This is a genomic window from Cupriavidus taiwanensis, assembly GCF_900250075.1.
Classification (GTDB): domain Bacteria; phylum Pseudomonadota; class Gammaproteobacteria; order Burkholderiales; family Burkholderiaceae; genus Cupriavidus; species Cupriavidus taiwanensis_C.
Window position 1 is genome coordinate 2786082 of record NZ_LT977070.1, and the last position, 26956, is coordinate 2813037.

Sequence of the window (26956 nt, forward strand, 5' to 3'; positions counted from 1 at the left end):
CGCAGCCGAAGCGACCACTGGATTTCCATGTGGGTCGGAACGGGTGTTGGCACTGCATCTCGCACGCGCGGAACAACGACGGCTACGTCCGAATCCGGTGGCCGTGGGGTCACGAGATGCTGCACCGAACCGTATGGCGGCTGCGAAACGGGGACATCCCAGAAGGCCACGAGATCGACCACACGTGCGGAAGCCGCGACTGCTGCAACCCACTCCACCTCCGCTGTATCACTCGCGCGGAGCACCTCGACTCCACGAACCGCGAGCGGTACTCGGCGCGAAACGCTGACGCCCGCCGCTATTGGCTACTTCACAAACCTACCGGCGCCGCCTTGGGCGAACTCTTCGGAGTCTCGTTCAGCGCGGCGTGCGAGTGGATTCGTGAGTGGCGAAAGGAACAACATGAAACTTCCTGACCTTCGAATGAAGGATGACATCGCAGTGGCCTGGGTCCTGGGCCTGATGTTCGGTAGCTGCCTCGCTGCCGGCGTCACTGTGTACATCTGGGCGTTCGGGAAGCTGGCCGCCTGATGCTGGCCCTGATAGACGGGGACGAGGCCATCTACAAAGCGTGCGTAATCAAAGTGGAAGACACCGATTGGGAATCGGAGACGATCATTGATCGTCCCCCGACTCTCGAAGAAGCGGTGGACGCCCTGAAGCGCATGTTGGATTCGTGGATGGACTTGGCCCTGGCAGACGAGTTCACGTTCTGCCTCAGCCCGACGAACCGCACGTTGTTCCGTCGAGGCATCTACCCGCAGTACAAAGGCGGGCGCAGCGAAAAGCCGGACGTCTTCTGGCAACTGGAGGAATGGGTGAAGGCCAACATGGACTGCACCGAGTTCCCTGGCCTGGAGGCCGATGACGTCATGGGCTGCATGAGCGGCGACGGGTTCGTCATCGTCTCGTCCGACAAGGACATGAAGACGGTCCCCGGCCGCCTCGTGAATCCCGGCAAGAAGGAGAAGGGAGTCATCTCGCCGGCCCGCGCGGACTGGCAGTGGATGTACCAGACCCTCATGGGCGACGCGACCGACGGCTTCAAGGGCTGCATCGGCTGCGGCCCGAAGGCCGCCGAAGACATTCTCAACGAATGCTCGGGCATCAAGGAGATGGCCGTGGCTGCCCGCGAGAAGTTCCTGGCGCCCAAGAAGGGCAAGTACAAGGACATCACCCAGACCGTCCACGACTTCCGAGTCAACGCTGTCATGGCCCGCATCCTGCGCCCTGGCGACTACAACCCGGCGACCGGCGATGTGAAGTACGACATCCCCGGCGTCAAATCCGTGAGTTTCAATGCAGACGAAAAAGCTGCGTAAGCCCCTGATCGGCCTCGCCGGTCGCGCTCGTTCGGGTAAGGACACCGCCGCCCAGGTCCTCATCGACTGGCACGGGTATCGCAAGGACTCCTTCGCCCGCCCGATCCGCGAGTTCGTGGCGGGCCTGTGCGGGATCACCGTCGAAGAGATGGACCCGATCAAGGAGTCGCCGCATCCGCGCCTCTGTGGCGTGTCCCCGCGATACGCCATGCAGACCCTCGGGACCGAGTGGGGCCGGCACACCCTCGCCAAGAACATCTGGCTGGAACAGTGCCGCGCCCGAATCATGGACAACGCCGAAGAGGGCGTGCCGACCGTCATCACAGACGTGCGCTTCGACAACGAGGCGGACCTGATCCGGGCTATGGGCGGCACGATCATTCACGTCGCCCGCCCGGATGCGCTCGTGGTGGCGGCCCACGTGTCGGAGGCCGGCGTCACGGCTCAACCCTTCGACATCCGCATCCTGAACGACGGCTCCCTGGACGCGTTCCAGCACGCCGTCATCCGCGTCTACCAAGACATCCGATGACCAACCTCACCCTGCCCCGATGGGTCTGGTACTGCCTCGCGGCGGTCCTGGTTCTGACGGGCGGGCTCGTCTACCGATCCCATGTCTATGAGTCAGGCTACGACGCTGGCCGGGCCGCCGCAGAATCCGCAGCCGCTACCGCCCTGGCAAAGGCCCGCGCCGATGACGCTGCCGCAAGCGCGGACGCCGAGGCCCGCCTACGCGCTTCACTGAAGGTTTCCGAATATGAACACCTCCGAATCCAAGCCGATCTCAAGTCTCGCCTGGCTGCTAGTGATCTCCGCGTCACTCGCCTGTCTGCTGACATCGCAAGGCTGCACGACGAAGCCGCAGGTAGTGCGCGACTTCCCCCCGATCCCGCCGTCCCTGGCGGAGCCGCCGGAGCCGATGAAGCCGATTACTCGGTGGCGGATTTGATCCTGACGATGGAGCAAAACTATGCGATTTGCCAACGCAATTCGGCTCGCCTGGAAGGGCTTCAAGTCTGGTATCGGTCTCTCGGGAAAGGCCCCGAGTAAATACGTACATGTTAGTGCCGACCCTATGCTCCTTAAGATAGACGAGGAAGGAATCCCCATGGATTGCCCCTCGTCCAAGGACCTCAGGATCGCCGCTGAGTACATCCGATTCCTCTTCCCCCTCCAGGACTTCAAGACCCTGGTGGAGGCCCAACAGTACCAAGCCGCCCATGAACTCGCTGGTATCCACGAGGGAGCCAAGTCCCTCGATGAGCTCGCGGACGCCCTGGACGAGCGCAACTCCCCCACTCGCCTATGAACTCTTTGAGTTCCTTCGTCGGACTGGTTACCCATGTGTGGGTGACTGGACTGTCGATCTATTGGGCCAGTGTGCGATATGCGCTTTCCACGATGGAGGCGGCATTAGTGCTGCGGTTTGGTTCGAGCCTATGGGTAATCGAGCCGCCCTCCATGTCCACGCTCGACCGGACGTCCGAGGGCGATGGGTCACACCGATGGTCCTGCGACGGCTTAACGCTGTCGCCCGTGGCCTCGGAGTCCACGAAGTCGTGGCCGACCCACTGCCGGAACACCGTGGGTATCTGAGGCGCTTGGGGTTCCAACGTCTCACCTCCCACTTCCACCTCGATGTCCAAGCCTAAGCAACAACCGACACCCCAGGCCCCGCAGCCTGACGCACCGGCCCCCGTCGCCGTCTTCGGTCAAGAGGACAGCCCGGCGACCGCCGTACAGAAGAAGGCGCTCCAGCGCCGTTACCTGACGGCTGGTCCGTCCGCCGCCCCCTCGACCTCCACCAATGGAGTAGGCGTGAACCTGTGAAGCTACAGGACCGATACCAGGAGCTATCCCCGGAACGGGATATGCCCCTGCGACGGGCACAAGCCTGTGCCGCGCTCACGGTCCCTGCGATTTGCCCTATGCCGGGCCAGACCCCGGCGAACGCTCTCCCGCAGACCAATACGTCCTTCGGATACCGAGGGGCAACCAATCTAGCCTCGAAGCTCATGATGGCGTTCCTCCCGCCTGGGGACTCCGCGTTCGACATCAACGTCAGCGTGGGGCTCCTGATGCGCGAGGGCGTCCTGTCGCCTCCCCCGGACATCATCAAGGGGCTCGCTCAGTGCGAGCAACTGATGAACACCAAGATCGAGGCGCTGTCATGGCGCCGGTCCACGTTCACCTCGTTACTGCACTGCATCGTGGCCGGCAACGTGGTCGAGTACATCCAACCGGACGGCAAGCTGAAGCTGTACCGCCTGGACCAGTTCGTCTGCGTCCGCGACTTCACGGGCAAGGTCCTGGAGATCGTCACGGCGGAGAAGCTGAAGGTCCGGGGCCTGAGCCATGACCTCCGCACGCGGACAGCGAAGAAGGAAGACGAGGACGTGATCCTCTACACCCGATTCGAGTTCATCCGCGAGGGGTTCTACGCTGTCCAGCAAGACCTGGACGACGTGACAATCATGCCCCACAAGGTTCACCAAGGCATCATGCCGGCCAACGCGATTGCCTGGGAGCTCGTCCCTGGCGAGACCTATGGCCGCTCGCACGTCGAGGCGAACTACGCGGACCTCCTGGCGCTCGACAAGACGTCTCAGCATCTCCTGGAATCCGGAGCCATCGCGGCGCGGAACCTGATCTTCGTGAAGCCCAATGCGGCTGGCGGCAACCTGCGCAAGCGGATCGCTGAAGCCCGCAATGGCGCTGTGCTGTCCGGCAACGGCGGCCAGAACGGGGACATCCAGCCGTTCCAGTTCAATAACGCGAACGCGATGCAATCGCTGAACGTCGAGAAGCAGGACCTGAAGCGGGACCTCTCGGTCGCCTTCCTCCTGACGAACGACTTGCGGCGAGACGCCGAGCGCGTGACGGCCTACGAACTGGAGATGCTGGTCACCGAGATCGAACAGAGTCTCGGCGGCGTCTATTCGTACCTCGGCCCCGAGATGATGGGATGGCGCCTGGAGAAGCTCATGGCGATCATGAAGTCCCGCAAGGAGCTCCCGCCGATTGGCGACGGGGACACCGAGATCACCGTCACGACGGGTCTCGCGGCCCTCGGTAAGGACGCCAAGATCAAGCGGGTCCGGTCCTTCTTCAGCCTGCTGAACGAAACGCCTCAAGCCTTCCAAGAAGAAGCTGCCGGCTACGTCAAGTTCGACACGATCCTGACGCCCGCCGCTGCTGCCCTCGGGTTCCCGCAGTCCATCAAGTCCTCGGATGAGGTGGCGAAGGAACAAGCCCAACGACAACAGGCGGAGATGGTCTCCCAGATGGCTCAACGAGCCGCTGGTCCGATGGCCTCCGCCGCAATGCAACCCGCATGACGACTCCCAATGGAACGCCTGCCGCGCCCGTAAGTGGCGCACCCGAAGTAGTGGTGGTGGCAACGCCCCCCGCCCTGGTCCCTGACTCCCCGGAGTACAACGCCGCAATGGTGGCGAAGGCCGACGGCCAAGTGCCGAACGCAGGAAACACGGAGCCGCCCAATGGCGCAACTCCGCCTGCCGCACCTGCCGAGCCCGAGAAGAAGGAAGGCGACGGTACGCCGCCCGAGAACACTGAAGTCAAGCCCGAGGGCGACAAGCCCGCCGACGAGAACAAGGAAGGCGACAAGCCGACCGACGAACCCGTCGAGGCTGCACCCGACTTCGCCAAGATGTTCGAGGACGGCTCGTTCGCCCAAGCGTTCAATGCCGAAACCCTGGACCCGAAGTTCCGTGATGGCCTCGCCAAAGCGCTGAACGTCAAGGGCGAGGACGTGGACGGCATGGTCGCGCAGTTCAAGGCGGGCCAAGCTGCCCTGGCGCGTGAAGCGACCGCGAACCTCTTCAAGGCCGCTGGCGGTCAAGAGGCGTTCGAGGCCGCGGTGGCCTGGGGTCAGAAGAACCTGACGCCGGAACAGCAACAGTGGTACGACGCGCAGTTCAACGGCCCGAATGCAAGCGACGCTGTGGCGCTGCTGATGCAGAAGGCCGGCGCCTCGCGTGATCCGAGCCTGCACGTCCCGAGCGGCGCCAGTGGCACCCAAGCCCTGCAACCGTTCCGCGACCAGTCCGAGGTCACGCGTGCGATGGCTGATCCGCGCTACCGCACCTCCGAAGCGTACCGCAACGAGGTCGAGTCCCGCCTGCGCATCTCGACGTACTAAGCATTACCCCTGAGCCGCTGTCCCTGACAGTCAAGCCGTAGAGCCACGCACAAGCGCGTCATCCCGATAAGGGTGGCCGGCTCGGGGTCTCCCCTTCCATCCCCAGGTCCGCTCCGATTCCCAACGGACGCCTGGGGGTAAATCCCTTCCCTCAGAGAGAAACACTCTACATGGCATTCTCGTCCAACGCCGGCTCGCCGGTAGCTTTCGGTACTGGTCAATCGTCCCCGGCTGATGATCGCTCGCTCTTCCTGAAGAAGTTCACTGGTGAGGTTCTGACCGCGTTCACGCTGGCAACCGTCACCAAGGGCAAGTTCAACGAGCGCAACATCCAGGGCGGCAAGTCGGCGCAGTTCATCCGCACCGGCGACTCGATGGCCGAATACCTGACTCGCGGTCAGGAGATGATGGGTAACCCGTACGCGACCGGCGAAGTGGAAATCACTCTCGACGGCCTGCTGGTTGCTCACCACGCCCTGTTCGACCTGGACACCCTGATGTCGCAGTTCGACATCCGTGGTCCGATGACGACCTCGATGGGTCAGGCCCTGGCCGAGGTCTACGACCGCAACAACTACCGTGCTGCCATCCTGGCCGCGCGTCAGGCTGCTGTGGGTCCGTTCCCCGGCGGTTCGCGCATCGTGGCGGCTGACCTGCTGACCTCGGGCGTAATCGACGGCATGGCCTGGATGGCTCGCATCCGCGAAGCCAAGGCGGCGCTGTACGCCAAGAAGGTCCCGCTGACCTCGACCATCTACATGGCCGTCCCGTACGCCGTGTTCGATGCGCTGAAGTACGCGCGTGACTCGGTGTCGGGCCACTTCGTGAACCTGACCACGACCATCCAACTGGCCGCTGCCGGCGAAGGTGCGAACGTCACCGAAGCGATCCGCTTAGAGGGCGTGAACATCTACCCGACTCAACTGGTGCCGAACACCAACGAATCGGCTGCTACCTCGGTCTACCCGAAGTACCGTGCCGACTACTCGAAGACCTCGGCGGTGATGTGGACCCCGGACGCCGTTGGCGTTCTGACTCTGCGCGGCATGTCCACCGAGGTCGAGCGCTCGGCTCGTCGTCAGGAAGACTTCATCGTGACCTCGCAGGCTTCGGGCCACGGCACCCTGCGTGCCGAGTGCGCGGTGGAGTTCGCCCTGCCGGCGGCCTAAGCCTTTAGTAACCCCATGGGGAGTTCTGGATTTTCCAGGGCTCCCCTTTTTCGTTTCTTTCCCCAATGCCTCTTTCCCGTCTCGAAGCCGTCAACATGATGCTGTCGGCTGTGGGCGAGTCCGTGATCCTTGTCGAAGTCGAAGGGGCCGGCGACTTCGCCAACTGTTCCGCGATTCTCGACGCCGCAACCAAGGCGGTATTGGCGAAGGACTACGACTTCAATACCGAGGTCCGCACGCTGGTGCCTGACGCCAACGGCAACCTCCTGGTCGGTCCCGAGGTCCTGAAGATCGACCCGGTGGACCCGTACCTCAAGGTGGTCCAGCGCGGAACCAAGCTCTACAACAAGGCGGACCGCACCGACGTCTTCACGGACTCCCTGGACGTCAACGTGACGCTCTACTTCCCCTTCGAAGAGTGCCCGTACCACGTCCAACAGCGCATCGTGGCCGACGCCACGGCCAAGTACCAGACGTCCTACGTCGGCTCGGTGGCCGCTGACAACTTCCTCCAGCGTGATCGCGGGGAGGCCATCGCAGACTCCCAGGCGTCCGAGTCGGATGTCGATGACTACAACATGCTCGACAACCCGGACCTTGCGTTCCTGCGCCGGCGCACCTACCCGAACGGATCAATCCTGTAAGTGCCAATCGACAACATGCTCCAGCCGCGCATCGGCGCACTCCATTCCGGGGTGAACCGACAAGCGCCGCTGCTGCGGTCTCCTTCCTCCATGGAAGAGATCGTGAACTTCCTGCCTTCCGTCGAGGTGGGCGGGCTCGTGGATCGCATGGGGACCAAGTGGATCGCCGGCCTGAACCGGACGTCCTATGCCCTCACGGGTCACACGATGTTCCGCACTAAGGGCGGTCAGCCCTGGGTGATGCTCAAGCGAGCAGAGGCCGGGCAGATCGAGGTCCGCAATCTGGTCACGGGCGACATCGCCCCGGTCACATACGGGCCATGGGTCCAGAACTACCTGGGCGACGGCTCTACCCTCCGATTCCTGCCCGTCACCGATACCGTCTTCATCCTGAATACGGCGGTCACGGCGACGGTCACAGAGACCGCCAAGCCGGCCATGACCCGCGCGTACGTCGTCGTCAAGAAGCTCAACTCTGCCAGTCAGTCCTTCTACCTGTCGTCCAACGTCGGCTCCGCCAGCGTGTTCTACGACGGCTCGGGGGGCGCGAAGACCCGCGATTGGGTCGCCTCGCAGCTGGCGGCGGCGATTGGCGCCAACATGCCCGGCCTCTTCGTGTCCCGGATCAATAACGTGATCCGTATCGAAGGTCCGACCAACGTCGTCTCGACGCTCTCGGGCTCGAACGATTGGGACGAGACCGCTATGACGGTCCTCAAGCAGCGGGCGTCCGTCATCACCGACCTCCCGAACGTGGGCTTCCATGGCGAGCCGATCCTGATCGACCAGAACCAGGGCGACCTCAAGTCGTCCTACTACGTCGCCTACGACCAACCGACGAACGCTTACCGCGAATGCTCCTACCTGGACGCCTTCGGGACCTCAGGGCGGATCGAGCCGGGCACTATGCCTATCCGACTGCACCAGACTGGCGCGAACTCATTCGAGCTCCAGCCGTGCGATTGGACGCTGCGGAAGACTGGTGACTCGGACAGCAACGCCCCGCCCCCGTTCGCCGGCAAGCAGATCACGGACATGGCCCTGTGGAAGGGTCGTCTGTGGCTGGCCGCCGACGACTGGATCATCGGGAGCCAACCCGACGACCTGTTCAACTTCTGGAACGCCAGCGCCCGCGAGATCGTGGCGAGCGACCCCGTGCCGCTCCAAGCCGACGCGGACAGCGGGAAGATTCGCTACCTCCGCGCGATCCGTAACTCGCTCATCGTCGTCACCGAGTCGGCCCAGGCCGCAGTGGACGGCGGTCAGGCCATCACCCCGATGGATGCCTCGATGGGCGTGGTGACCCGCTACGAGCTCGACGGCGAATGCCCGCCCCAAGTGGTCGGTGATGTCCTGTACTACACCGGCTCGTCCGAGGGCCGCTCGGTCCTGTGGGAATACTCCTACCGCGAGGCGTCGCAGAACAACTACGCGGAGGACATGAGCAAGCACGTGCCGGACTACTGCCCTGGCGCGGTCCGGCGCATCTCGGGCTCGGCCCAGGCGGGCCGGAACTTCCTGTGGACCGGCCTCGCCCCCAACAAGCTGTGGGTGCAGACGAACTACTGGAAGGACGCGCAGCGCCAGCAGAACGCATGGGCTACGCTCGCCTTCGATGGGGTCTCGTACATCCGGCTCCATTGGGTAGACAAGGGCTGGTTGTACCTGCTGGCCGACGTGGGGAACTACGTGCAACTGCTGAAGGTGAGCATCGAGGCCGTTCAAAGCCTGGATGCGCAGCGGCTGGACTTCCTGGTCCCGGCCCAGATCACCTGGAACGTGGCCCGGAATCGCTCCGAGGTCATCGTCCCGACGCCGCTGGCCGGCCTGGACAACATGGTCGTCCTGGTCCCCAACGATTCCGGCTGGTACTCCGAGTACCCGGCCACGGTCGTGTGGGACGGCTCGCAGCACGTGGCCCACTTCCAGACGCACGTGACGGCGCCCCAGGGATTCCTCGGGCGGCGCTTCGAGCGGTACTGGACGTTCTCCCCGTTCTACCCTGCCGCAGGCGAAAGCCAGACGCCGATGGGCCGGCTCCAGGTCCACAAGGTCTTCCTGGACGCGCTACGCGCCGGGGACTTTAAGGCCACGGTGGTTCGCAAGGACCGCCCGCCGATGGTCGTCCAGTTGTCCCCGCGAGTCGTGGGGGAAGCGCTGGTGGCCGACAACGGCGAGAACCAGACCTTCGGTATCCCGTTCAACGCGCAGGGCCACAAGGCGCAACTGACGGTCTCCACGACGTCCTCTGCCCCCATGGCCGTCACCGGCTACACCCTGGCCGCCCGCTACGCCAACCTCTTCGCATCGCAATGAAACTCGTACCGCCGACTCTCGCGCATACCGACGCCCTGGCTCAGAAGCTCCGCCGCGCGGACTGCTATGAGCTCGTCCTGGCCCGTCCAGGCGAGCATCCGCTGGACGTCATCCGGGAGTCGGTGGACGACTCTGTGATCGCTGAGACCATCCTGACTCCCCGTGGCCGCGTCGCCGGCATCTGGGGAGTCACCTCGCATCCTCAGGACGGCGTGGGCTCCATCTGGATGCTCGCTACGCCGTACCTCCTGGAGGTCGCTACGCCCTTCCTCAAGGTATGCCATCACCGGATCGGGCAGGCCCACTTCCACTTCCCTACGCTCGTCTGCGCCCCGTGGCGACAGAACGCGCTCCACCTCAAGTGGCTCGCATGGTGCGGCTTCCAAGCCGTAGACCTGGGCCACGAACACTTCCTCCCGCATGTGCGAACCTACAACCATCGTGATGCTCACGACGCTGGCAGTGTCGGCGGCGGGGGCGCTGATGCAGAACAACGCGCAGAACAGGGCCATCGAGGCCCAACAGACTGCGCAGAACCGGAACATTGAAGAAGGCTACCGCGTCGCTCAAGAGCGGCAGCGGCAAGCCGAACTCAAGGCGTTCGAGCAACGGACTGACCGCGCCCAACAGGCGAACCGACAACTGGCGATGGCCCGAGTCGGAGCCGCCGAGGGCGCGGGGTCTCTCGCTGCGAGTGCAATGAACATCTCCGCTGCGGCTGCGGCGGACCTGGGTCGTATCGACGCCGGCCTCGACAACGAGCGCTCGGGCGTCAGTGACCAGATGGCGGCGCTCCAGGCGGGCGGCGCTGACGCTGCGGCACAGGCTGCGGCTGCCGGTCGCGTCTCGCAAGTCCAGGCCGGCGCCCAGATCGGGCAGGCCCTGGTCGGCGCGGGCGCTCAATACTTCCAGCGTCAGACGCAACTCGACGTGGCGAAGAACTACCGCATCCAGAACCCTCCTAAGTAACCATGGCCGGACAGAAAGCAAACGCATTTGCCGCTACGCCGGCTTATGAAACCCCGAAGGTCGATGGCGCGGCGCGGGAGGTCACTGACCTCTATCGCCCCGTGGCCGCACAGGTCCAGGGGACGGGCCAGCAACTCGCCCAACTCGGGAACGTCTTCGGCTCGTTCTTCGGGAACCTCGCGCGGACGTCCGAGGCAATCGGGCAGACGCTCCACCAGGAGCAACTGAGCGAGGTCCACAAGGAGAACGCCGCCCTGAAGGAACTCGCCATGAGCGACGTCCAGAAGGGCGTGGCGCGGCGCCCGGAGTACGAGAACCGCCAAGCCTACTTCGGCATGTACCAGGAGGCCAGCGCTGACCGTGCGTCCACCCAGGACGTCACCAAGCTCTCCGAGGAAATGGCGAAGGGCTACATGCTCGACGGGTCCACCGGGACGCCGCGCGAGTGGGTGGACAACTGGATCAAGAACAACCTGGGCGAAGGCGGGACCGGCGACCCTACCTACGACGCCCGCTACCTCTACTCGATCAATAAGGCGGCTGACGGCCTCGTCGCCCGCTACGGCGAGAAGACGCAGCAGAACATCGAGACCATTGCGACCCAGGACATCACGGGCGACCTGATGGACCAGATGCAGAACAGCACCCTCACGCAGGGGTCGCTCGCCCTGGGAATCTCGAAGGCCACGACGATCTTCAACGGGGATCGCGTCGCCGCCGACAAGTTCGTCCTGAACCTCGCCTCGCAAGTCACGAACGCTTCGCAGGGTACGGCCCTGTGGGAGCGGCTGCATGACCTGGGCTACGACAAGACGCACCCCGAGCTCATGAACGACATCGGGGAGCGGCTGGTCGCCCGGACGCAGCAAGTGAAGACCATGGAAGCGCGGGAGGCCGTGAACAACTGGAACCTCCGCGTGGCTGGCCTCGCCGCCAACCCGAACGCCACGACGAAGGATTGGGCCGACGCGATCTACGACTATCAGCGGATCGACTCGATCCACGGCGTCGGCATGGCTGGCGTGGGCCAAGCGCTTCACGGCCTCCAGCAGGCGGCCAAGGTCACTGCCGGCGTCAACCTCGCCCGGTACGCCGTGGACAACAAGGTCGATCACACGCTAGTCGGAGATCACTTCGGGGTCTCTGCGGCTGACGTGGCGAACGAGCACCAGGCCAAGATGCTGTCCGAGGATGCACAGCGCGGCGGCGGAGCCCTGGGTCAAACCACGGACCCGCTCGGCAACGTCCACCCGACCAAGACGGCGGAGGCCATGCAAGAGTTCGTGGCGTACCAGACGTCCGACCGAATTCAGCGCGTCCTCCCGGCGCCCCCGCCCTACATCAAGGCGGAGATGTCGAACGCCCTACTCGGTAAGGACTCGGCCCTGGCCGTCAACGCCTACTCCGGGATCAAGGCGATCCAGGCCAAGGTGGGCGATGCCGGCCTTTCGCATTACCTGACGCCCCAAGCTGAGGCCCGGTGGCGTGCCCTGGACGCTGCGGCGCCGATGTACGGCGATCCGACCGCCGCGTTCAAGTACGTGACCGACAACCCGAAGGCCGAGGACACCCTGTCCAAGGCGCAGCAGGGCGGCAAGGTCGAATGGTCCTCCCTCCTGGGGCGCGACAAGAAGGCGTTTGAAGTCGAGAACGACCTGATGTCCGCCGTCGGCAAGGAGGTCCTGGAGAAGACCGGGCGCGACGGGTTCATCCGCAACCCGAAGGTGGGCTTCCACCCGGACGTCCAGGCCGAGATCATGGGAATCGCTGCGATCCAAGCAGCGGAGCTCAAGGCGCAGGGCATCGTTGATCCTGATCGGGTCTACGAGGCCACGGCCAAGATTCTCGCAGGACGCTACGTGACGGTCCCCGGCAAGGACGGCAACTTCCAACTGGCGAAGAACCCCAACGGCTCCCGAGGCATGGCGCTGGCCGACCCGCTGAACGCGGCGCCGGATCACCCGTTCTCGGTCCAGAAGGGCTACAAGCCGTTCTACGCCGGCACTGCGTTCAAGAACGCCCTGGGCGAAATCGAGGACCCGGTGGATCACTGGAAGGCCGACGCCAAGAAGTTCAAGGAGTCGTTCCCTGGGATCGCCCCGGACGTCGGTGAGCTCTACCTGGACGCCACGCAGCGCAACGGACTGCGGGCCGTCTACGGCTCCGACCAGACGCCGCTGATGTTCCGCCCTGGAATGTCCGTGGCGGTCCCTACGACCGTCGAGCACGCCTACGACTCGGCAGTGGTCGGCCTGGGCGGGAAGATCGTGGAGAAGACCACGAAGGCCGTGAAGGTCCCTGACGATCCCGCGAAGGCCGCCGAGTTCTTCAAGCAATACCTCCCTCCCGGCATGTACGCCATGTACGACTCCAGGTCCAACACCTACGGCGTCATGTATGGCTACCGGATCGAGGGGACCCAGGCCGCCGCCGACGCCCGCCGCGCTTCCAACGAGAAGCAACGCACGTGGGAGGACAAGCCTGAACATCAAGCCGTGGGGGTTATGCGACGCCCACTGCGTTAAGGAGAGCACATGCTTCCAGCAGACGTGCTCCCCGAGAACGTCATGAGCAACGCAATGCAGCAGGTAGCTCAGGAGCGGTTCCAGTCCGGTGAACTCCGGACTCCCCCGCCGCCCAAGACGCTCTGGGACCCCCAGAAGTTCTTCGACTATCTCGGTGGAGCGAAAGCAATCACCCAACCATTCCGGGGCGCCAAGGCCCCGCAGGGCGGCTGGCTCGACATGGTGAAGCAAGGCGTGGCCGGCTCGGAAGGATTCGAGTCCCGCGCCTACCATGGCGTCTTCTCGCCCAAGCGCCGGCCGGGCGACATCTACGTTCGCCCCGGCGACTACGTGGACGGCCAGAAGGATGAGGTCTCCATCGGCTACGGCTGGAACATCCCTGGCAACCCCGACTCCGAGAAGGTCTTCAAGGAGGTCCTCGGGATCGACGCCGACGGCTTCAAGGCCATCAAGAGCGGAACGGGGACCATCACCCAGGGGCAGGCTGACAAGCTCCTGGAGTACGGCATCTATCGCGCCAACGGCTACGTGGACCACATGGTCAAGCGTGACCTGAAGGACCACGAGCGGGCCGCCCTGGTATCCCTCATGTACAACCTCGGACCCGGCGGCTTCAAGGCTCGCGGAATCGCTGAGGCCATCAACTCCGGCGCTTCGCCTGAGAAGGTAGGCGAGATGATCCGCAATTCGTCCCCGTCAGCCAAGAAGCTCCAGCCGCGCCGTGCGGCGGAAGCGAACCTATGGCTAGGCGTGGCCGGCGCATCGAAGTCACTGGCGTCCACTGAATCCAATGGACTCCGATGAAGCTCACGCAACGTGACGTGGATCGACTCAAGGGGGTGCACCCCGACCTAGTGAAGCTCGTCAAGGCTGTATCGGACATGCTACTCGGCCCCATGACCTTCATGGTCATCGAGGGTCTTCGGACAGCCGAGCGCCAGCGCGAGCTCGTGAAGGCCGGCAAATCCCAGACGCAGAACTCCCGGCACCTGACGGGACACGCTGTGGACCTGGGCGTGCTGATCGACGGCAAGCTCACCTGGGACTTCAAGGTCTATAAGACCATCGCTGACATCGTGAAGGCGCACGCCGCACGGCTCGGCGTACCCATCGTTTGGGGCGGGGACTGGAAGACCCTGAAGGACGGTCCCCACTTTGAACTCGACCGCAAGGTCTACCCTTAACAACTCGACATGGCTGATACTCCCGTCGTCCTGAATCAACCGGCCAACGATATGCTGGCCGACTCCAACCCGGCGCAGGGCGGCTACGTCCCTGTGGACCCGGTAGCGGAGAAGCTGAACCGCCCGGACGCCTGGGATGTCGCTGGCGCCACGTGGCGCACCGAGACCGTCATCGGTCAACTGATGAACCGCTCCGGGGGCGGCGTTACTGCCCCCGATCCCCAATTCAATCCGTACGCCTTCCTTCGTGAGAACGAGCAGGAGTACGAGTTCCTGAAGCCCCTGGCCGCCCAAGGCGTCTTCGGCTTCGACAAGCTCCAGTCCAAGGAAGAGTTCGCGCAGTACGCCCAGGCGATGCAGCGGAACCTGAAGGACCGCGAGATCATGGCAACGGGCAACAGCAATGCCCTGCTGAACTTCGGCGTGTCCCTCCTGGACGCTACCACTCTCGTGAGCGGCGGCGCCGCGCTCAACGGCGTGAAGGCCGCAACCCTCGCCGGTCGCATGGCCCGAGGCGCCGCCATAGTCGGCACGGACGCCGCGATCCAGGAAGGCGCACTACAAGCGCTGGACTCGACTCGCCCGGCCAGTGACGCCTTCATGAACATCGGCATCGGCGCAGCGCTTGGCGCGGGCGTCGGCCCGTTCCTGCGGCACATGCCGGCTGACTCGGTACTGCGTCCCGCCCATCCCGACAATCCCCTGCGCCCGGAGAACTTGGACAAGGCGGAGATGGTCGAGATGCGGATCGGTGAGACGCCCGCCGACAGCATCGGCGCCATGCGGGCGACCACGGGAACTGAGGACACGGAGATCGCCGTCGGCAAGTCCAAGATCGCCCAGGCGGTCGATTGGGCGCTGGCGCCGCGCTGGACCCCTCTGGGACGCGCCACGAACTACGTGTCCGAGAAGGCCCGGCAATACCTCTTCGCCGCCTACGACACTGGCGGCCTCCTGACGAAGGGCGACGTGGCAGGCCACGCGCGTCCCGTGGAGGCGGAGACCCTCAAGACGATCTACGACCAGGAGACGGCAAGCGTCCTCCGGGACGTCGATTCGATCTACAAGGCCGCGAACATGGACCTGGGACAATCCGCCCTGGAGACCTCCGCGAAGGGGCTGGTGAACACCTGGACCCTCGGGAAGCGCTCCGCCAACACGATTGGCGAGGACGTCTTCAAGACCGGCGTGACGATCATCCAGCACGGCTCGAACGCCGGCATGACGTCGGCGGACATCTCGAAGAAGGTCATGAAGCATCTGACCGACGCCGGCCTCACGCCCGAACAGGCGGCCCTCGTGCACAAGCGTGTCTACGAGGCCGAGGCTCGCTACCATGAGTCCTATGAGGCCATGTGGAACAAGGCAGTCAAGATGGGGCTGGCCGACCCCGCGCTCAAGGGCGAGGGCCGCTACGGTATGCCCCAACTCTGGCAGAAGGGCGCCATCGACTCGAACCCCGAGGCGTTCCGCGCCTTCATGCAAGAGCACCTGGGCTCCCGTCCGATGGACGAGTGGCTCATGGAACAGGGCTACATCAAGAACCCCAATGCCGAGCCCAAGCTCGACGCGGACGGCAAGCCCATCGAGACGACGCCGCACGCGTCCTGGCAGGACATCTTGGACTCGGGTGATGACACCCTGAAGAACGACATCCTGAAGGACTGGCGCGGCGAAGAGAACGACTACTTCAACGCCCGCGTGGCCGAGGAACTGGCCGACGCCGAGCGCCGCCACAAGCGGAACATGGAGAACCTCTCCGACGTCCTGAGGCAACTTGGGAAGTCCGAGACCGAAGCCCGTGCGGCTCGCCTGTCCGAAGTGAAGGCCCAGGCCCGAGAGATGGAGCGCGGCATCGTGTTCCGCCGGGTGGCCGCAGGGTCGCTCAAGGCGGAGCGTGCTGAAGCCAAGGTGGTCTCGGCGCAGCGTCGCCTGGATGCCATCGGCGGCGGGGACGTCTCCGACCTCCAAGCGGCTCTCCGGGAAAGCGGGGAAGCCCTGGACTCCGCGGGGCCTCGTGAGGCTGCGGCCACTGCCCGTGTATCTGAAGCCGACGCCCTGGTGGCGGACCTGAAGGGGCAGAAGGCGGACGTGATCGCTGAGAAGAAGCAGGTGACTGCCGACTTCCCGCCGAACACGGCCCAGAAGACGCACCACATGATGCCGCTGCGGGACGAGCACTATCGTCTCAAGGCGGAACTGCGTGACGCCCAGGCGGAGCTCAAGGCCGCCCAGGACGAGCTCGCAGAGGCCCAGGCCGACTTCGACCTCCTGGCGAAGACCCAGGCGGACACCCGCCGCTGGCTCGACGCCGCCGCGAAGGACATCGACACGATCAAGTCCAACGAGGCGGACTCGCTGCTGGCCCCTGGGTTCCGCGCCCAGGAGATCGACAACATGGCCGCCCTGGAGGAACTGAAGCGCATCGCTGACGAAGCGACCGCGACCCGTAAGGCGGTCTACGAGAAGCGCCGGATGCTCGGGGACGACGTGAAGGCCGCTCGCAAGGCCGCCAACCGTTCGGTCTCCCAACTCCGGGTGGCGAAGTCCCGTGCCCGTAAGGGATCACACGAGGCGCCGCCGCTGACGAAGTACGTCCAGCAACTCTCGGAGAACCTGCGCGGCCAAGCCCAGGCTCCACGTGGGCTCCTGCTGGAGAACTCGCCGGTCACTGGCCGGCTGAAGGAGCGCAAGTTCCAGTTCAACGAGCAGGAGTACGACCGCCTGCGCGAGCTCGGCTTCCTCGAATCGAACGCCGCCGACGCCTTCCAGAAGTACATGCAAGACATGGGCGGTCAGATGGCCCTCCACCAGGCGTGGGGAGGCAAGAAGATCGAGGACGTCATCCGCGAGGTCGAAGAGGACCTGGACCGCATGATCGGCTCCGCGAAGCCCGAGGACCGCAAGGCCCTGGCGCAACAGCGCGACCTGATTCGGGACGACCTCAAGGCCGCCTCGGATCGTCTCCTGGGGCGCTACGACGTCAAGGACCAGAACGGGGTCGTGTGGATCGCTGACTCCCTGCGACAACTCGGCCTCGTGCGGTTCATGGGTGGGTTCATCTTCGCGGCCATTGGCGACATCGCTACGGCTGCGTGGGCCGCCCCAGGCTCAGTCACCCGCGCCCTCACCGGCTCCGCCGTCCGCGATATGAAGTACATCGTGGAGCAGGCCGCCAAGGGCGACAAGGACTTCAAGCAACTGGAGCGCATCCTGGGCTCCTTCGAGACCGGGCTGCACATGAGCCAGTCCGACAAGGCCCTGGGCCTGGGGGCCGTCCGCGATCACATCGGGTTCGGCACCGGGAAGACCAAGGAGATCACCGGGAACATCACGAAGTACCTGGACCTCGTGGCCGACGCGGGCAACCGCCTGTCCGGTCTCGCGGCCTACTCCAACGTGGTGCGCCGCGCTGCCGGCCTCGCCCAACTGGCGAACATCGCTGAGTGGACGAAGGGGTACGACAAGCTGTCGCCCGGAATCAAGGCGGACCTCGCAGCCGTCGGCATCGGTGAAGTGGAGGCCAAGCGCCTCGCGGAGCTATTCGCCAAGCACGGCTCCGAGGAACGTCGTGGCCTGTTCAACCCTGGGATGTCCAAGTGGCTCTCCGAGCCGGACGGCGACGAGATGAAGGAGGTCCTGGAGGCCGCGCTTGTGAAGGCGCAGAAGCGGGCCAGCTACACGTCCGGCTACGGCAATCAGCCGCTGCTGATGGACAAGTGGTACGGCAAGCTCTTCCTCCAGTTCCAATCGACCGCCTTCCAGTTCACCAACAACTTCCTACGTGCTGGCTTCCAGCGCGGGGCGGTCACTGGTGAGCACGCGAAGTTCGCTCAGGCCCTGGGGATCGTGATGGCCGCTGGCGTCGTCATGAACGTCCTGTCGTCCATGCGGAAGGGTCAAGACCCCACTGAGCAAACGCCGCACGAGATGGCCTACAACACCATCCAGCGCTCGGGCGTCCTGGGTTACCTCGGGTCGTTCGTGGACGCGGGCGTGAAGCTCTCGGACCCCGTGACGAAGGAGCACCTCGGCTTCACCCTTGCTGGTAAGGGGTCGCGGTACTCCCAGGGATCGTGGGCCTCGAACCTCGTGGGGCCGTGGTTCGGAAACCTGGAGACTCTCTCCCAGGCTGGCGCGAACGCCGTCAATGGCGACCTCGACCAGTTCGGGAAGAAGATGCGCTCCCTGGTCCCGCTGCAACAGCAGTACGGGTTCATCAAGTACATCTTCGGAGCAAACGACGACGACTGATGCTGTCGGTTTATGTAACCGATGGGACGCGGACGGACTACACGATTGACTGGCCCTACCTGGAACGGTCGAACATCGTGGTCACTGCGAACGAAGCGCCTCGTGCGTTCACGTTCGTGGATGACCACACCGTCCGCGTCGTCACCATCTTTGGCGAGCCCCTACCGGCTGGCCAAACTCTCAAGATCATGCGGGTTACCCCGGACCTCGTGGACTACGCGAAGTTCGTGGATGCCGCAAACCTGACTGCCGATGACCTGAACCGCGCCCGCCTCCAATGCCTGTTCCTGATCCAGGAGCGGAGCGGAGGCATCACCGGCTCCATCGGGACGGTCATCCAACTGATCCAGAACGAGATCGAGACGGTCTCGGGCGCCCTGGATTCCATTGCGCAGTCCCAAGCCATCCTCACGTCCGGGCTACAGACCCTGGACGACCTCTCGGCTCAGATCACGGTCATCGGCAACGAGGCCGATGCGCTGCACCAACAGATTCTCAAGGAGATCGAGGACCGCGAAGCGGCAACGTCATCTCTTTCGCAGCGCCTGGATGTGGTCGAGCTCGACGCTCAGAACCTCAGGGCGTCGGTGGCGTCGGACATCAACCTCCTGACCACGCAGACCTCCGCGCTGGCCGCCAAGACCGACACGATCCAGGCAACCCTGGACAACCTGGAGCTCTCAGGGGAGGACGGCGACGGGGAAGACGACTCCGACCGGCTGGCCGCGTCTATCATCAACTCCGCTGTCGCGTCGGTGAAGCAAGACTCGGCGCTGGCAAAGCGCGTCGATACGCTCCAGGCGACGATCAATGAGGACATCACCGCCCAGATTCAGACGGAGCAGATTGCTCGTGTGAGCGCCGACGAAGCGCTGGCGCAGCAGATCACCTCCCTTCAGTCCCAGATCGGTGAGGACCTCGCCCAGGTCATTGAGGACATGCAGACGTCCATCACCGCCGTAGACGGCAAGGTGACCGGACTGAATGCGCAGTACACCCTCAAGGCCCAGGTGCAGCGTGCCGACGGCAAGGCTGTCATGGCCGCCATCGGGCTCGCCGCGACGTCGAACGACGACATGAGCGGCTCCGAGATCGTGATGATGGCGAACCGCCTCGTCTTCGCGGACCCGGCGTCTGTCGATGGCCCGCTCAAGCCGCTCTTCACGGCGGGCAACGTGGACGGCTCACCGACCTTCATCATCCCGGCGAACGTCATGGGGGACCGTACGTACCCTGGCCGTCTCCTGGTGGACGGGTCGGTCGAGGCTCGCAGCATCAAGGCCAACGAGATCACCGGCGACAAGATCAAGGCCGGCACCCTGACGGCCCGCGAGGTCAATGTGAACTTCGGGGGCAACCTCGTCCCGAACGCCTCGATGGTGGACGTCAACGGTGGAGTCCCGAACGGATGGGGCTCGTGGAACGGAATCCCAGGGGCCTCAGTCTCGTTTGGGGACAGTGACGGCGGGGGCGTGTCCGTATGGTTCCCCAATGGGACCAAGGGACTGTTCATCCGGCAACTAGGACCCACGGGGAACATTGGTGCGCAGCAATACGCCCTGTTCTCAAGCACGGTCTTCTCTGTACAGGAGGGCACCGACTACGAGTACTCAGTCTACTCAGGCGCTCACCGCTGCACGACCCTGGTGATGCTTGAGTACTTCACGGCGGCGGGGGCGTCCCTGGCAATCTCTCCGCTCGACAAGGTGGCCTATCCAGACCTGTTCAACCCGGCTCAGTTCGGTGGCGGGCAGAACATGGCCCTGTTCAAGAGGATCGGGGGGATTCACCGCGCCCCCGCCGGAGCGTGCTCCGCGCGGCTGCATGTCGGGAAGTACGACACCTACGCAGGCAACGCCGACAGTTGGGGCTTCTTCATGAAGCCCATGGTGGCCGAGGCCAGCCCAGGGCAGACCCGCCTGACGCCGTACAAGGAAAGCGGACTCGGCACGAAGATCACCCCCGGCGGCATCACGACCCCAAGCCTCTCGGCGCTGAGCGCGAACATCGGGCTGCTGCGCACGGCGACGTCCGGGCAACGCTCCGAGCTCGATTCCTACTCCTACCGCGTCTATGACGGGAACAACGTCATGCGCGTTCGCCTGGGGGTCTGGTGATGCCGGCGGGTCTTCAAGTGTTTGACCAGAACGGCGCCCTGGTTCTCGACATCGGGCACCGGCTCGCCCGGATCACGGGGATGTTCTACACCGGCAAGAACACCGGGTACTACGACATCCCTGGGACGAACACAGGCGACCCGTGGTTTGCCGCAGTGGCAACGAACCGTCCAGCGGAACCCGTCGGGGAGGCATCGTTCTCCCTCTCAGGCAACCGACTCTTCTGGTCGTTCCCGCTGCCCGACGGAGTTCCAGACGGCACGGGGCGCTACTACAACAACATCAACTACATGGTCTTCACAGGAGTTCGATGACCGCAGGACTTACCGTGTGGAACACATGGGGAACTGTGCAAGTCGATGATACCTGGGCGAATCTGTCGCTCCGGTACAAGGTCCAGGTCAACACGACCGTCACGGGCGTCAATGGATCACGGGGATACGAAGGGACGCTCACGCTGCCCTGCGACACCCCGCTGCTATTCATGAAGCCTACGGCGTCGGCGTGCATCAAGGCTTGCCAGAACAACGGCAACGGGACGTGGACCTGGACGTTCGGGACGCTGGACCCGGCGACCATCACGACCTACGTGTTCGACAAGCCCGTCTGGCTCGCGCAGTCATTCGGGCTGGAAATCTACGACGCCAATGGCAACAAGACGTTTGGGGACCAACACAAGCCCCTGAGGGTGGCCGGAGTCGTTCAGCCGGGCGCCGCGTCGGTCCAGCCTATCAACTTCTACGAGACGCCCTGGATTTACGCGGGCCTCCCTGCGGGCTCATACGCCGTCTGCGCGTCCAACCCAGGCTCCGGGGAGCAACTCGCGTACGACAACGCTGAGGCCCAATTCTCCCAGGCGCTCTACGCGGGGATACGTGATCGGCAGGACGGGTGCCAGATGGCCTACGTGCCGGTCGCCTCGATTCCTGGGGACGCCTCTCCGGGCTCATTCGTCCCTCCCCAATTCATCATCATCGCAGACGTCATGGGTCTGTAAAGGAGATCAATGGCATGGTATGCAGCCGGTACTGTCGCGCTCACTAACGGGCAAGCGGCGGTCATCGGGACCGGCACGTCCTTCCTCACGAAGGTCAAAGCTGGTGACATGTTTGTCCCCGAGGATGGGGCGAACATCTTCTATGAGATCGCAGAGATCACATCGTCGCTCCAGTTCATCCTCAAGAAGCCCTACCAGGGCACCACGGCCCAAGGCGTCGGGTACGCCATCGTGCCGACGCAGAGTTTCCTGAAGGAGCTCGCGGCCCAAGTCACGGACCTCATCACGCTGTACTCTGACGTCCCGGCTAACGTAGAGGCCGCCGAGGCAGCCATGACGGAAGCTCAGTCCGCCCGTAGCGCCGCTGTGAATGCGCAGACAGCATCCGAGGCCGCGAGGGACGCTGCCGAGGTCTGGAAGGCCGCCGCAGCCGCCAGCGCTCAGTCTGCGAGCCTGTCGGCTGGTGAGGCCGGAAATGCACAGACTGCTGCTGAGGCGGCGCGAGACTCGGCCCAGGCGGCGCAGGAGATCACCACGGCCGCCCGCGACGTAGCCCTGGCTGCCCGAGACGCGACCATTGCCTCGGAGTCCGCCGCAGCCGCAAGCGCAACACAGGCGCAGCAAGCTGCCGATGACGCCGCCGTCAATCTCACGGAGGTTACTGCGACGGCGAACAATGCACTGAGCGTGGCGAACGGGATCGACGCGAAGGCGCAGACGGCTCTGGACGACTCGTCGGCGGCTGTCGCGACGGCCAACGCCGCTCAGTCCACAGCCAACGGGATCGACGCGAAGGCACAGACGGCTTTGGACAACTCAGCTGAGGCCACGAGTGCGATAAACGCGCTGTCAGGTATCGCCGTGGTAAAGGACGGGAGTGTCCAGTTTACGGGGCACCAGAAGGCCAAGGATAGTACGCCGACAGACCCACTCCACCTCGCGAGCAAAGGGTACGTGGACGCTGCCGCAATTGGCCTAAGCACCGTTACAGGTTTGTCTGCCGACATGCTGACAGGCGCCGTTCCGGTAACTGCCACGGCATCCTCCGTCCTCCTTACGTCCGGCACCGGGGCGATTGTCCGCATCACCTCCATCGGGAACATCACAGCCAACCCAAACTCGGCAGGACCAACGGCTGGAGGCCGCGACACCTCATCTGCGCTTCCGGCTGGCTGGATTCACTGGTACTTCATCTGGAACGGGACGACCCTATCAGCTATCTGGTCGGCGGCGTCGACCCCGGCGCTACCCCCTGGGTACACGCATTGGGCCTACGGATTCACTGTGTACTGGAGCGGCACCGTCGTGAGCAGCTGCCGTGTTCGAGGGTCGATGGTCAAGTTCAACGGTCCGCTCTCGATGGGGACGCGCGGGGCGTCATCCGGGGCCGAAGGGGCCGCTGTCAACATGACTATCAGCCGGGTCCCCCCTAACGCATCCGAAATGGGCCTTATGGTCCACTGCTACGCGTCGTCCAGCGGGACGGCTGCGCTTGAGTACCTTGTGGGTCCGTCAGAATCCGGAGGCGTACGCGAGTACATGACGAAGTTCGTGACCGTCCCCAATCAGTACATCGATGTAGTCGGTCACATCACCATCCCTGCGACAGGGACCGTTAGTGTGTTCTATCGCAACGTGTCGTCAGGCGTCCTTTCCGATGCGGGGAGCACGCTATGGATTAGCTGGTTCCGAATCCCCAACGGCGGATAAGCATCACCCAACAACTCAACTCTTACCTGAACATGAAAGAAGCAAACAAGACCGCATTCATCTGGACCGCCAACGGCGTCGTGTCGGCAGTGACCTTCCCCGGCGAGCAAGTGAGCGTCCCCGGCGTCCTGACCGCCGAAGTGGACGTGGCCGAGATCGTCGGCGTAGGCGAAGTGTGGCCCCCGGTGAAGGCGGACAAGGCGCCCAAGACCCCGAAGGCCACGGGCGCCAAGAAGCCGAAGGCTGACGCCGCGTAATGAACGGCGAGTTCTCCCTGAAGCAGTTCCTGCTGCTACTGACGGGCATGGGCGTCATCATCGGCCTGGGTAAGCTCCTGGCCTCGAACGAGCGGTTCACGTGGCGCCTCGCCATCGGACGCTCGATCATCTCCGCAGGACTGGCCGTGGCCGCAGGTTCGCTCCTGGCGTTCATCCCCGGCCTGTCGCAGATGGCCCTCCTGGGCCTCGCCGCAGCGTCTGCTGTCCTGGGCGAGCAGTTCCTGGAGAAGGTGATCCACCTGAAGGCCGGCGGGTCGCAGTGACCTTCCGCATCCTGCGGGCCTCCGAGCACCACGCCGAGGCCCTGCGGGCACTGCACACCCTGACGTTCCCCGGCGACAGTCACGAGGACTACCTGACCGGCTGGTGGTGGATCGTCTTCGACGGGTGGAACCCCGTGGCATTCGCAGGGATGCGCCACGCCCACTCCGAACTCGACGTCATCTACTTCAGCCGCTGCGGCGTCCTCGCGTCGCACCGTGGCCTGGGCCTCCAGAAGAAGCTCCTGGCCCGACGCCTCGCGCTGGCAAAGCGCCTGGGTGTCAAAGCCTGCATCTCCACAACCATCGTCATGAACACCCCGTCCTCGAACAATCTGATTCGGGCGGGCTTCCGTCTCTACGACCCCGCAGAACCCTGGGGCCACAACGAGACCCTCTACTGGCGAAAGGAACTCATTGTCGAAAAACGAGCCGCGCATCCGGGAGAAGTTCGAGAACATTCTCCTTGATGGGCTGACGGGCGTCCCCCTGGTGGGTAAGGACGGCCCCGTGATCGACCCGACGACCGGACAGGTCGTAATGGGTCCCCCGGACAACGGCTTCCTGGCCGTGGTCAAGGGCTACCTGAAGGACCTCATGGGCTTGAAGCCCGCCAAGCCCGAAGAGAATCTCCCGGCCACCGGGAAGTCCTCGGGCCTCCTGGAGCGCTTCGAGCGCCAGATGCCATTCGGAGCTCGGCACGTCCAGTGAAGACGTGCGCCAAGTGCGGGGCACAAAAGCCCCTCACAGACTTCTACGCCTACGGCGGGAAGGTAAAGGGCAAATGCAAGCCGTGCTGGTCCGCAGATACCGCCGCGCGTCTCTTGGAGACGCCTCGTGGCGTCGCCAACAGGCTGATTGCCGGCGCCCGGAAACGCCGCCCGGTGACTGTATCGGTGGAGCAAATCGAGGCCGGCATCGTGCGTGGCGCCTGCGCTGTAACGGGTCTCCCGTTCGTAATTGGCAGGAGCGGCACTGGCGCACGGGCGCTTGCCCCGTCCATCGACCGAATCGACCCGTCGCTGGACTACACCCCGACCAACACCCAAGTCGTCTGTTGGCTCTACAACCGCGCTAAGGGCGACGGTAGCCACGAGGACGTCTTGATGCTCGCGGAGGCTCTATGTCCGAAGCTGTGACCCGCCCCTGGTGGTGGGAGTCGGACGACCCGCTACGAGAGGACTTCCGAAATCTGGTGTACCTGATTTGGGAGCACATCGGGCTTCCCGAGCCGACCCCGGCGCAGTACGACATTTGTCGGTTCCTCCAGTTCGGATGGGCCGGCTACGGTCGGAACGACGAGACCGGAGAGATCATCGAGTGGTTCGGTCACGAGCCTATCGAGCCTAACCGCACCGGCTGGACGCGGATGGGTAACCCCGAGTCCAAGTTCCGCGAAGACATCATCGAGGCGTTCCGCGGCATCGGGAAGTCCTTCCTGACGTCCGCGTTCGTCCTGTGGCGCCTCTACCGGGACCCGGTGAAGGAGAAGGTCATCGTCCTTTCCGCCTCGGGCGCGAAGGCCAAGGAATTCGTCTCCATGACGAAGAACATCCTGATGACCATGGACCTCTTCGAGCGTCTGCGGCCTCGGGACGACCAACGCGACACCGCGTGGTCCTTCGACGTCAATGGCGCCTCGATCTCCCAAAGCCCCTCGGTGAAGGCCGTAGGTATCACGGGCCAGATCACCGGCTCCCGCGCCACGCTCATCATTCCCGATGACATCGAGGTCGTGGACAACTCGCGGACCGAAGACGCCCGTGAGCGCCTGCTGCACAAGACGAACGAGTTCGCCGCTATCAAGGTGACTGGCGGGGCCGACGTGATCTTCCTGGGGACGCCCCAGACCGAAGAGTCGATCTACACCAAGCTCATCAAGGAAGGCGGAGCGATGGGCTGGATTCTCCCGGCCCGCTACCCGCGCAAGGATAAGCGCGACTCCTACAAGTTCCAGATCGAGGGTCGAGAGACTCCCCTGGACTGCCTCGCTCCCCGCGCCCGCGTGGTGGACCTGGAGCCGTCCCTGGAGTGGATGCCGACCGACCCCGAGCGGTTCGATGAAGTCGAGCTCTCCAACCGGGAGACAAAGGGCCGCGCCTACTTCGCCCTCCAGTTCCAACTGGACACGAGCCTGTCGGACGCCGAGCGCTACCCGCTCAAGCAGAACGACCTGATCGTGATGGCCTGTAACTTCCTGAAGGCGCCGATGACCGTCTCGTGGGGGCATGACTCCAACGGGCGGAACAAGCGGATCGACCTCAAGAACTACGGGTTCACCGGAGACACGTGGCTCGCCCCGCTCTTCATCGACAACGATTGGGCGCCCTACGAGCAAAGCCTGGTGTTCGTGGACCCGTCGGGCCGGGGCAAGGACGAGACCGGCTACGCGGTCCTGAAGGCCCTGAACGGCATGATGTACGCCGTGGAGACCGGGGGCATCCAGGGCGATCCTGGCGCCGCCATGCAGAAGGTCGCAGAGGTCGCCAAGCATCACAACGTCAACGAGATCGTCATCGAGCCGAACTTCGCCCCTGGAGTCTGGATTAGCGCGTTCGAGCCGATCCTGGCGAAGGTATGGCCGGCGGAGAAGCCTGGGGACACCTCGGGCTGCACCGTGCGCGAGGCTGAGTGGTCGAGGGCTCAGAAGGAAGTCCGCATCATCGACACCCTGGAACCCGTCATGGGGAGTCACCGACTCGTCGTGGACGAGACCGTGGCGATGGATGCGGTCCTGATGTACCAACTGACCCACATCACCCGCGAGCGCGGCGCCCTGGCCCACGATGACCGCCTGGACGCCCTGGCCGGCGCAGTGTCCGAAATGCAGAAGGTTTTGCGCATCGACGTCGCCAGCGCCGCCAAGGACATGAAGGACGCCGAGCTCCAGGCGCTCCTGGACCGCTACGTGCGGGACCTGGAGGACGGCAGGACGTCCTGGGACGATTGGGACGACGAGCGGGTAGGCGCCAACGTCCGCTATCAAGGGTGATAGCCAAGCCGCCGATAGCCTCGTAAACTATCGGCAAAATCAAATCAAACAAGAAGG

General features: G+C 64.3%; 27 protein-coding genes. 26 read left to right on the plus strand and 1 reads right to left on the minus strand.

What is annotated here, in order from left to right; all coding sequences use genetic code 11:
* Positions 1 to 116: 116 nt before the first annotated feature.
* From CBM2588_RS31535 to CBM2588_RS12995, 11 genes are all read left to right on the plus strand, one after another.
* Positions 117 to 416 (plus strand): HNH endonuclease signature motif containing protein, encoded by a 300-nt coding sequence (locus CBM2588_RS31535; protein WP_197717960.1) that lies wholly within the window; start codon positions 117 to 119, stop codon positions 414 to 416.
* Positions 403 to 531: a hypothetical protein gene (locus CBM2588_RS31350; RefSeq protein WP_269462411.1), complete on the plus strand. Its 129-nt coding sequence runs from the start codon at positions 403 to 405 to the stop codon at positions 529 to 531. Before CBM2588_RS31535 ends, CBM2588_RS31350 begins: the two co-directional genes overlap by 14 nt.
* Complete coding sequence (locus CBM2588_RS12955; RefSeq protein ID WP_115680836.1) at positions 531 to 1322, plus strand: hypothetical protein; 792 nt, start codon at positions 531 to 533, stop codon at positions 1320 to 1322. The genes CBM2588_RS31350 and CBM2588_RS12955 overlap by 1 nt, the downstream gene beginning before the upstream one ends.
* Positions 1300 to 1854: a hypothetical protein gene (locus tag CBM2588_RS12960; protein WP_115680837.1), complete on the plus strand. Its 555-nt coding sequence runs from the start codon at positions 1300 to 1302 to the stop codon at positions 1852 to 1854. The genes CBM2588_RS12955 and CBM2588_RS12960 overlap by 23 nt, the downstream gene beginning before the upstream one ends.
* Positions 1851 to 2372: a hypothetical protein gene (locus CBM2588_RS12965; protein ID WP_147298403.1), complete on the plus strand. Its 522-nt coding sequence runs from the start codon at positions 1851 to 1853 to the stop codon at positions 2370 to 2372. The genes CBM2588_RS12960 and CBM2588_RS12965 overlap by 4 nt, the downstream gene beginning before the upstream one ends.
* A 58-nt stretch (positions 2373 to 2430) precedes the next feature.
* On the plus strand, positions 2431 to 2631 hold the full coding sequence (locus CBM2588_RS12970) for a hypothetical protein (RefSeq protein ID WP_147298404.1): 201 nt from the start codon (positions 2431 to 2433) through the stop codon (positions 2629 to 2631).
* A 517-nt stretch (positions 2632 to 3148) separates the two neighbouring features.
* The gene (locus tag CBM2588_RS12975) at positions 3149 to 4660 is read left to right on the plus strand and encodes a portal protein (RefSeq protein ID WP_269462412.1); all 1512 of its coding nucleotides are present in this window, start codon (positions 3149 to 3151) and stop codon (positions 4658 to 4660) included.
* Positions 4657 to 5484, plus strand: a complete 828-nt coding sequence (locus CBM2588_RS12980; RefSeq protein ID WP_147298405.1) for a capsid assembly protein — start codon at positions 4657 to 4659, stop codon at positions 5482 to 5484. Before CBM2588_RS12975 ends, CBM2588_RS12980 begins: the two co-directional genes overlap by 4 nt.
* A 170-nt stretch (positions 5485 to 5654) precedes the next feature.
* Positions 5655 to 6653 (plus strand): hypothetical protein, encoded by a 999-nt coding sequence (locus CBM2588_RS12985; RefSeq protein ID WP_115680842.1) that lies wholly within the window; start codon positions 5655 to 5657, stop codon positions 6651 to 6653.
* Between the two features lie 65 nt (positions 6654 to 6718).
* Positions 6719 to 7297, plus strand: coding sequence for a hypothetical protein (locus CBM2588_RS12990; RefSeq protein ID WP_115680843.1), 579 nt, complete (start codon positions 6719 to 6721; stop codon positions 7295 to 7297).
* Positions 7298 to 9613, plus strand: coding sequence for a hypothetical protein (locus tag CBM2588_RS12995; protein WP_115680844.1), 2316 nt, complete (start codon positions 7298 to 7300; stop codon positions 9611 to 9613).
* Here the strand turns inward: CBM2588_RS12995 and CBM2588_RS13000 are convergent.
* A complete protein-coding gene (locus CBM2588_RS13000) occupies positions 9586 to 10017 on the minus strand; it encodes a hypothetical protein (protein WP_147298406.1) in 432 nt (143 codons plus the stop codon). The two genes, CBM2588_RS12995 and CBM2588_RS13000, sit on opposite strands and share 28 nt — an antisense overlap.
* 16 nt (positions 10018 to 10033) lie before the next feature.
* On the opposite strand from CBM2588_RS13000, the gene CBM2588_RS13005 reads away from it, so the two are divergent.
* The 15 genes from CBM2588_RS13005 to terL are packed head-to-tail and all read left to right on the plus strand — an operon-like array spanning position 10034 to position 26899.
* A complete protein-coding gene (locus CBM2588_RS13005; protein ID WP_062801416.1) occupies positions 10034 to 10582 on the plus strand; it encodes a virion core protein, T7 gp14 family in 549 nt (182 codons plus the stop codon).
* Positions 10583 to 10584: 2 nt separating this feature from the next.
* Entirely contained in the window at positions 10585 to 13107 is a 2523-nt protein-coding gene (locus tag CBM2588_RS13010) for a hypothetical protein (protein ID WP_115680846.1), read from the plus strand.
* A 9-nt stretch (positions 13108 to 13116) separates the two neighbouring features.
* The gene (locus CBM2588_RS13015) at positions 13117 to 13911 is read left to right on the plus strand and encodes a glycoside hydrolase family protein (RefSeq protein ID WP_115680847.1); all 795 of its coding nucleotides are present in this window, start codon (positions 13117 to 13119) and stop codon (positions 13909 to 13911) included.
* Positions 13908 to 14291 carry a M15 family metallopeptidase gene (locus CBM2588_RS13020; RefSeq protein WP_115680848.1) on the plus strand — a complete coding sequence of 128 codons (384 nt, stop codon included), beginning with the start codon at positions 13908 to 13910 and terminating at the stop codon, positions 14289 to 14291. The genes CBM2588_RS13015 and CBM2588_RS13020 overlap by 4 nt, the downstream gene beginning before the upstream one ends.
* Positions 14292 to 14300: 9 nt before the next feature.
* Positions 14301 to 18545, plus strand: a complete 4245-nt coding sequence (locus CBM2588_RS13025; RefSeq protein WP_231942139.1) for a hypothetical protein — start codon at positions 14301 to 14303, stop codon at positions 18543 to 18545.
* Positions 18545 to 20662, plus strand: coding sequence for a phage tail fiber domain-containing protein (locus CBM2588_RS13030; RefSeq protein WP_115680849.1), 2118 nt, complete (start codon positions 18545 to 18547; stop codon positions 20660 to 20662). Before CBM2588_RS13025 ends, CBM2588_RS13030 begins: the two co-directional genes overlap by 1 nt.
* Positions 20663 to 20679: 17 nt before the next feature.
* A complete protein-coding gene (locus CBM2588_RS13035) occupies positions 20680 to 20976 on the plus strand; it encodes a hypothetical protein (protein ID WP_147298408.1) in 297 nt (98 codons plus the stop codon).
* Complete coding sequence (locus CBM2588_RS13040; RefSeq protein WP_062801423.1) at positions 20973 to 21659, plus strand: hypothetical protein; 687 nt, start codon at positions 20973 to 20975, stop codon at positions 21657 to 21659. Before CBM2588_RS13035 ends, CBM2588_RS13040 begins: the two co-directional genes overlap by 4 nt.
* 9 nt (positions 21660 to 21668) lie before the next feature.
* A complete protein-coding gene (locus CBM2588_RS13045; RefSeq protein ID WP_115680851.1) occupies positions 21669 to 23369 on the plus strand; it encodes a hypothetical protein in 1701 nt (566 codons plus the stop codon).
* A gap of 32 nt (positions 23370 to 23401) precedes the next feature.
* On the plus strand, positions 23402 to 23626 hold the full coding sequence (locus CBM2588_RS13050) for a hypothetical protein (RefSeq protein ID WP_115680852.1): 225 nt from the start codon (positions 23402 to 23404) through the stop codon (positions 23624 to 23626).
* On the plus strand, positions 23626 to 23910 hold the full coding sequence (locus CBM2588_RS13055) for a holin (RefSeq protein ID WP_115680853.1): 285 nt from the start codon (positions 23626 to 23628) through the stop codon (positions 23908 to 23910). The genes CBM2588_RS13050 and CBM2588_RS13055 overlap by 1 nt, the downstream gene beginning before the upstream one ends.
* Positions 23907 to 24377 carry a GNAT family N-acetyltransferase gene (locus CBM2588_RS13060; RefSeq protein ID WP_115680854.1) on the plus strand — a complete coding sequence of 157 codons (471 nt, stop codon included), beginning with the start codon at positions 23907 to 23909 and terminating at the stop codon, positions 24375 to 24377. The genes CBM2588_RS13055 and CBM2588_RS13060 overlap by 4 nt, the downstream gene beginning before the upstream one ends.
* 40 nt (positions 24378 to 24417) lie before the next feature.
* Positions 24418 to 24618, plus strand: a complete 201-nt coding sequence (locus CBM2588_RS13065) for a hypothetical protein (RefSeq protein ID WP_115680855.1) — start codon at positions 24418 to 24420, stop codon at positions 24616 to 24618.
* Positions 24615 to 25046 carry a hypothetical protein gene (locus CBM2588_RS13070; RefSeq protein WP_115680856.1) on the plus strand — a complete coding sequence of 144 codons (432 nt, stop codon included), beginning with the start codon at positions 24615 to 24617 and terminating at the stop codon, positions 25044 to 25046. The genes CBM2588_RS13065 and CBM2588_RS13070 overlap by 4 nt, the downstream gene beginning before the upstream one ends.
* Positions 25031 to 26899 carry a phage terminase large subunit gene (gene terL, locus CBM2588_RS13075; RefSeq protein ID WP_115680857.1) on the plus strand — a complete coding sequence of 623 codons (1869 nt, stop codon included), beginning with the start codon at positions 25031 to 25033 and terminating at the stop codon, positions 26897 to 26899. Before CBM2588_RS13070 ends, terL begins: the two co-directional genes overlap by 16 nt.
* The last annotated feature ends 57 nt before the right edge of the window (positions 26900 to 26956 follow it).

Bases quoted from the DNA above. Each gene is read 5' to 3' on its own strand.
- CBM2588_RS13050 (WP_115680852.1), top strand. From the start codon at position 23,402: ATGAAAGAAGCAAACAAGACCGCATTCATCTGGACCGCCAACGGCGTC.
- CBM2588_RS13030 (WP_115680849.1), top strand. From the start codon at position 18,545: ATGCTGTCGGTTTATGTAACCGATGGGACGCGGACGGACTACACGATT.
- CBM2588_RS12985 (WP_115680842.1), top strand. From the start codon at position 5,655: ATGGCATTCTCGTCCAACGCCGGCTCGCCGGTAGCTTTCGGTACTGGT.
- CBM2588_RS12965 (WP_147298403.1), top strand. From the start codon at position 1,851: ATGACCAACCTCACCCTGCCCCGATGGGTCTGGTACTGCCTCGCGGCG.
- CBM2588_RS13020 (WP_115680848.1), top strand. From the start codon at position 13,908: ATGAAGCTCACGCAACGTGACGTGGATCGACTCAAGGGGGTGCACCCC.
- CBM2588_RS13015 (WP_115680847.1), top strand. From the start codon at position 13,117: ATGCTTCCAGCAGACGTGCTCCCCGAGAACGTCATGAGCAACGCAATG.
- CBM2588_RS12960 (WP_115680837.1), top strand. From the start codon at position 1,300: ATGCAGACGAAAAAGCTGCGTAAGCCCCTGATCGGCCTCGCCGGTCGC.
- CBM2588_RS12970 (WP_147298404.1), top strand. From the start codon at position 2,431: ATGGATTGCCCCTCGTCCAAGGACCTCAGGATCGCCGCTGAGTACATC.
- CBM2588_RS13055 (WP_115680853.1), top strand. From the start codon at position 23,626: ATGAACGGCGAGTTCTCCCTGAAGCAGTTCCTGCTGCTACTGACGGGC.
- CBM2588_RS12980 (WP_147298405.1), top strand. From the start codon at position 4,657: ATGACGACTCCCAATGGAACGCCTGCCGCGCCCGTAAGTGGCGCACCC.
- CBM2588_RS13045 (WP_115680851.1), top strand. From the start codon at position 21,669: ATGGCATGGTATGCAGCCGGTACTGTCGCGCTCACTAACGGGCAAGCG.
- CBM2588_RS13040 (WP_062801423.1), top strand. From the start codon at position 20,973: ATGACCGCAGGACTTACCGTGTGGAACACATGGGGAACTGTGCAAGTC.
- CBM2588_RS31350 (WP_269462411.1), top strand. From the start codon at position 403: ATGAAACTTCCTGACCTTCGAATGAAGGATGACATCGCAGTGGCCTGG.
- CBM2588_RS13025 (WP_231942139.1), top strand. From the start codon at position 14,301: ATGGCTGATACTCCCGTCGTCCTGAATCAACCGGCCAACGATATGCTG.
- CBM2588_RS13005 (WP_062801416.1), top strand. From the start codon at position 10,034: ATGTGCGAACCTACAACCATCGTGATGCTCACGACGCTGGCAGTGTCG.
- CBM2588_RS12990 (WP_115680843.1), top strand. From the start codon at position 6,719: ATGCCTCTTTCCCGTCTCGAAGCCGTCAACATGATGCTGTCGGCTGTG.
- CBM2588_RS12955 (WP_115680836.1), top strand. From the start codon at position 531: ATGCTGGCCCTGATAGACGGGGACGAGGCCATCTACAAAGCGTGCGTA.
- terL (WP_115680857.1), top strand. From the start codon at position 25,031: ATGTCCGAAGCTGTGACCCGCCCCTGGTGGTGGGAGTCGGACGACCCG.
- CBM2588_RS31535 (WP_197717960.1), top strand. From the start codon at position 117: ATGCTGCACCGAACCGTATGGCGGCTGCGAAACGGGGACATCCCAGAA.
- CBM2588_RS13010 (WP_115680846.1), top strand. From the start codon at position 10,585: ATGGCCGGACAGAAAGCAAACGCATTTGCCGCTACGCCGGCTTATGAA.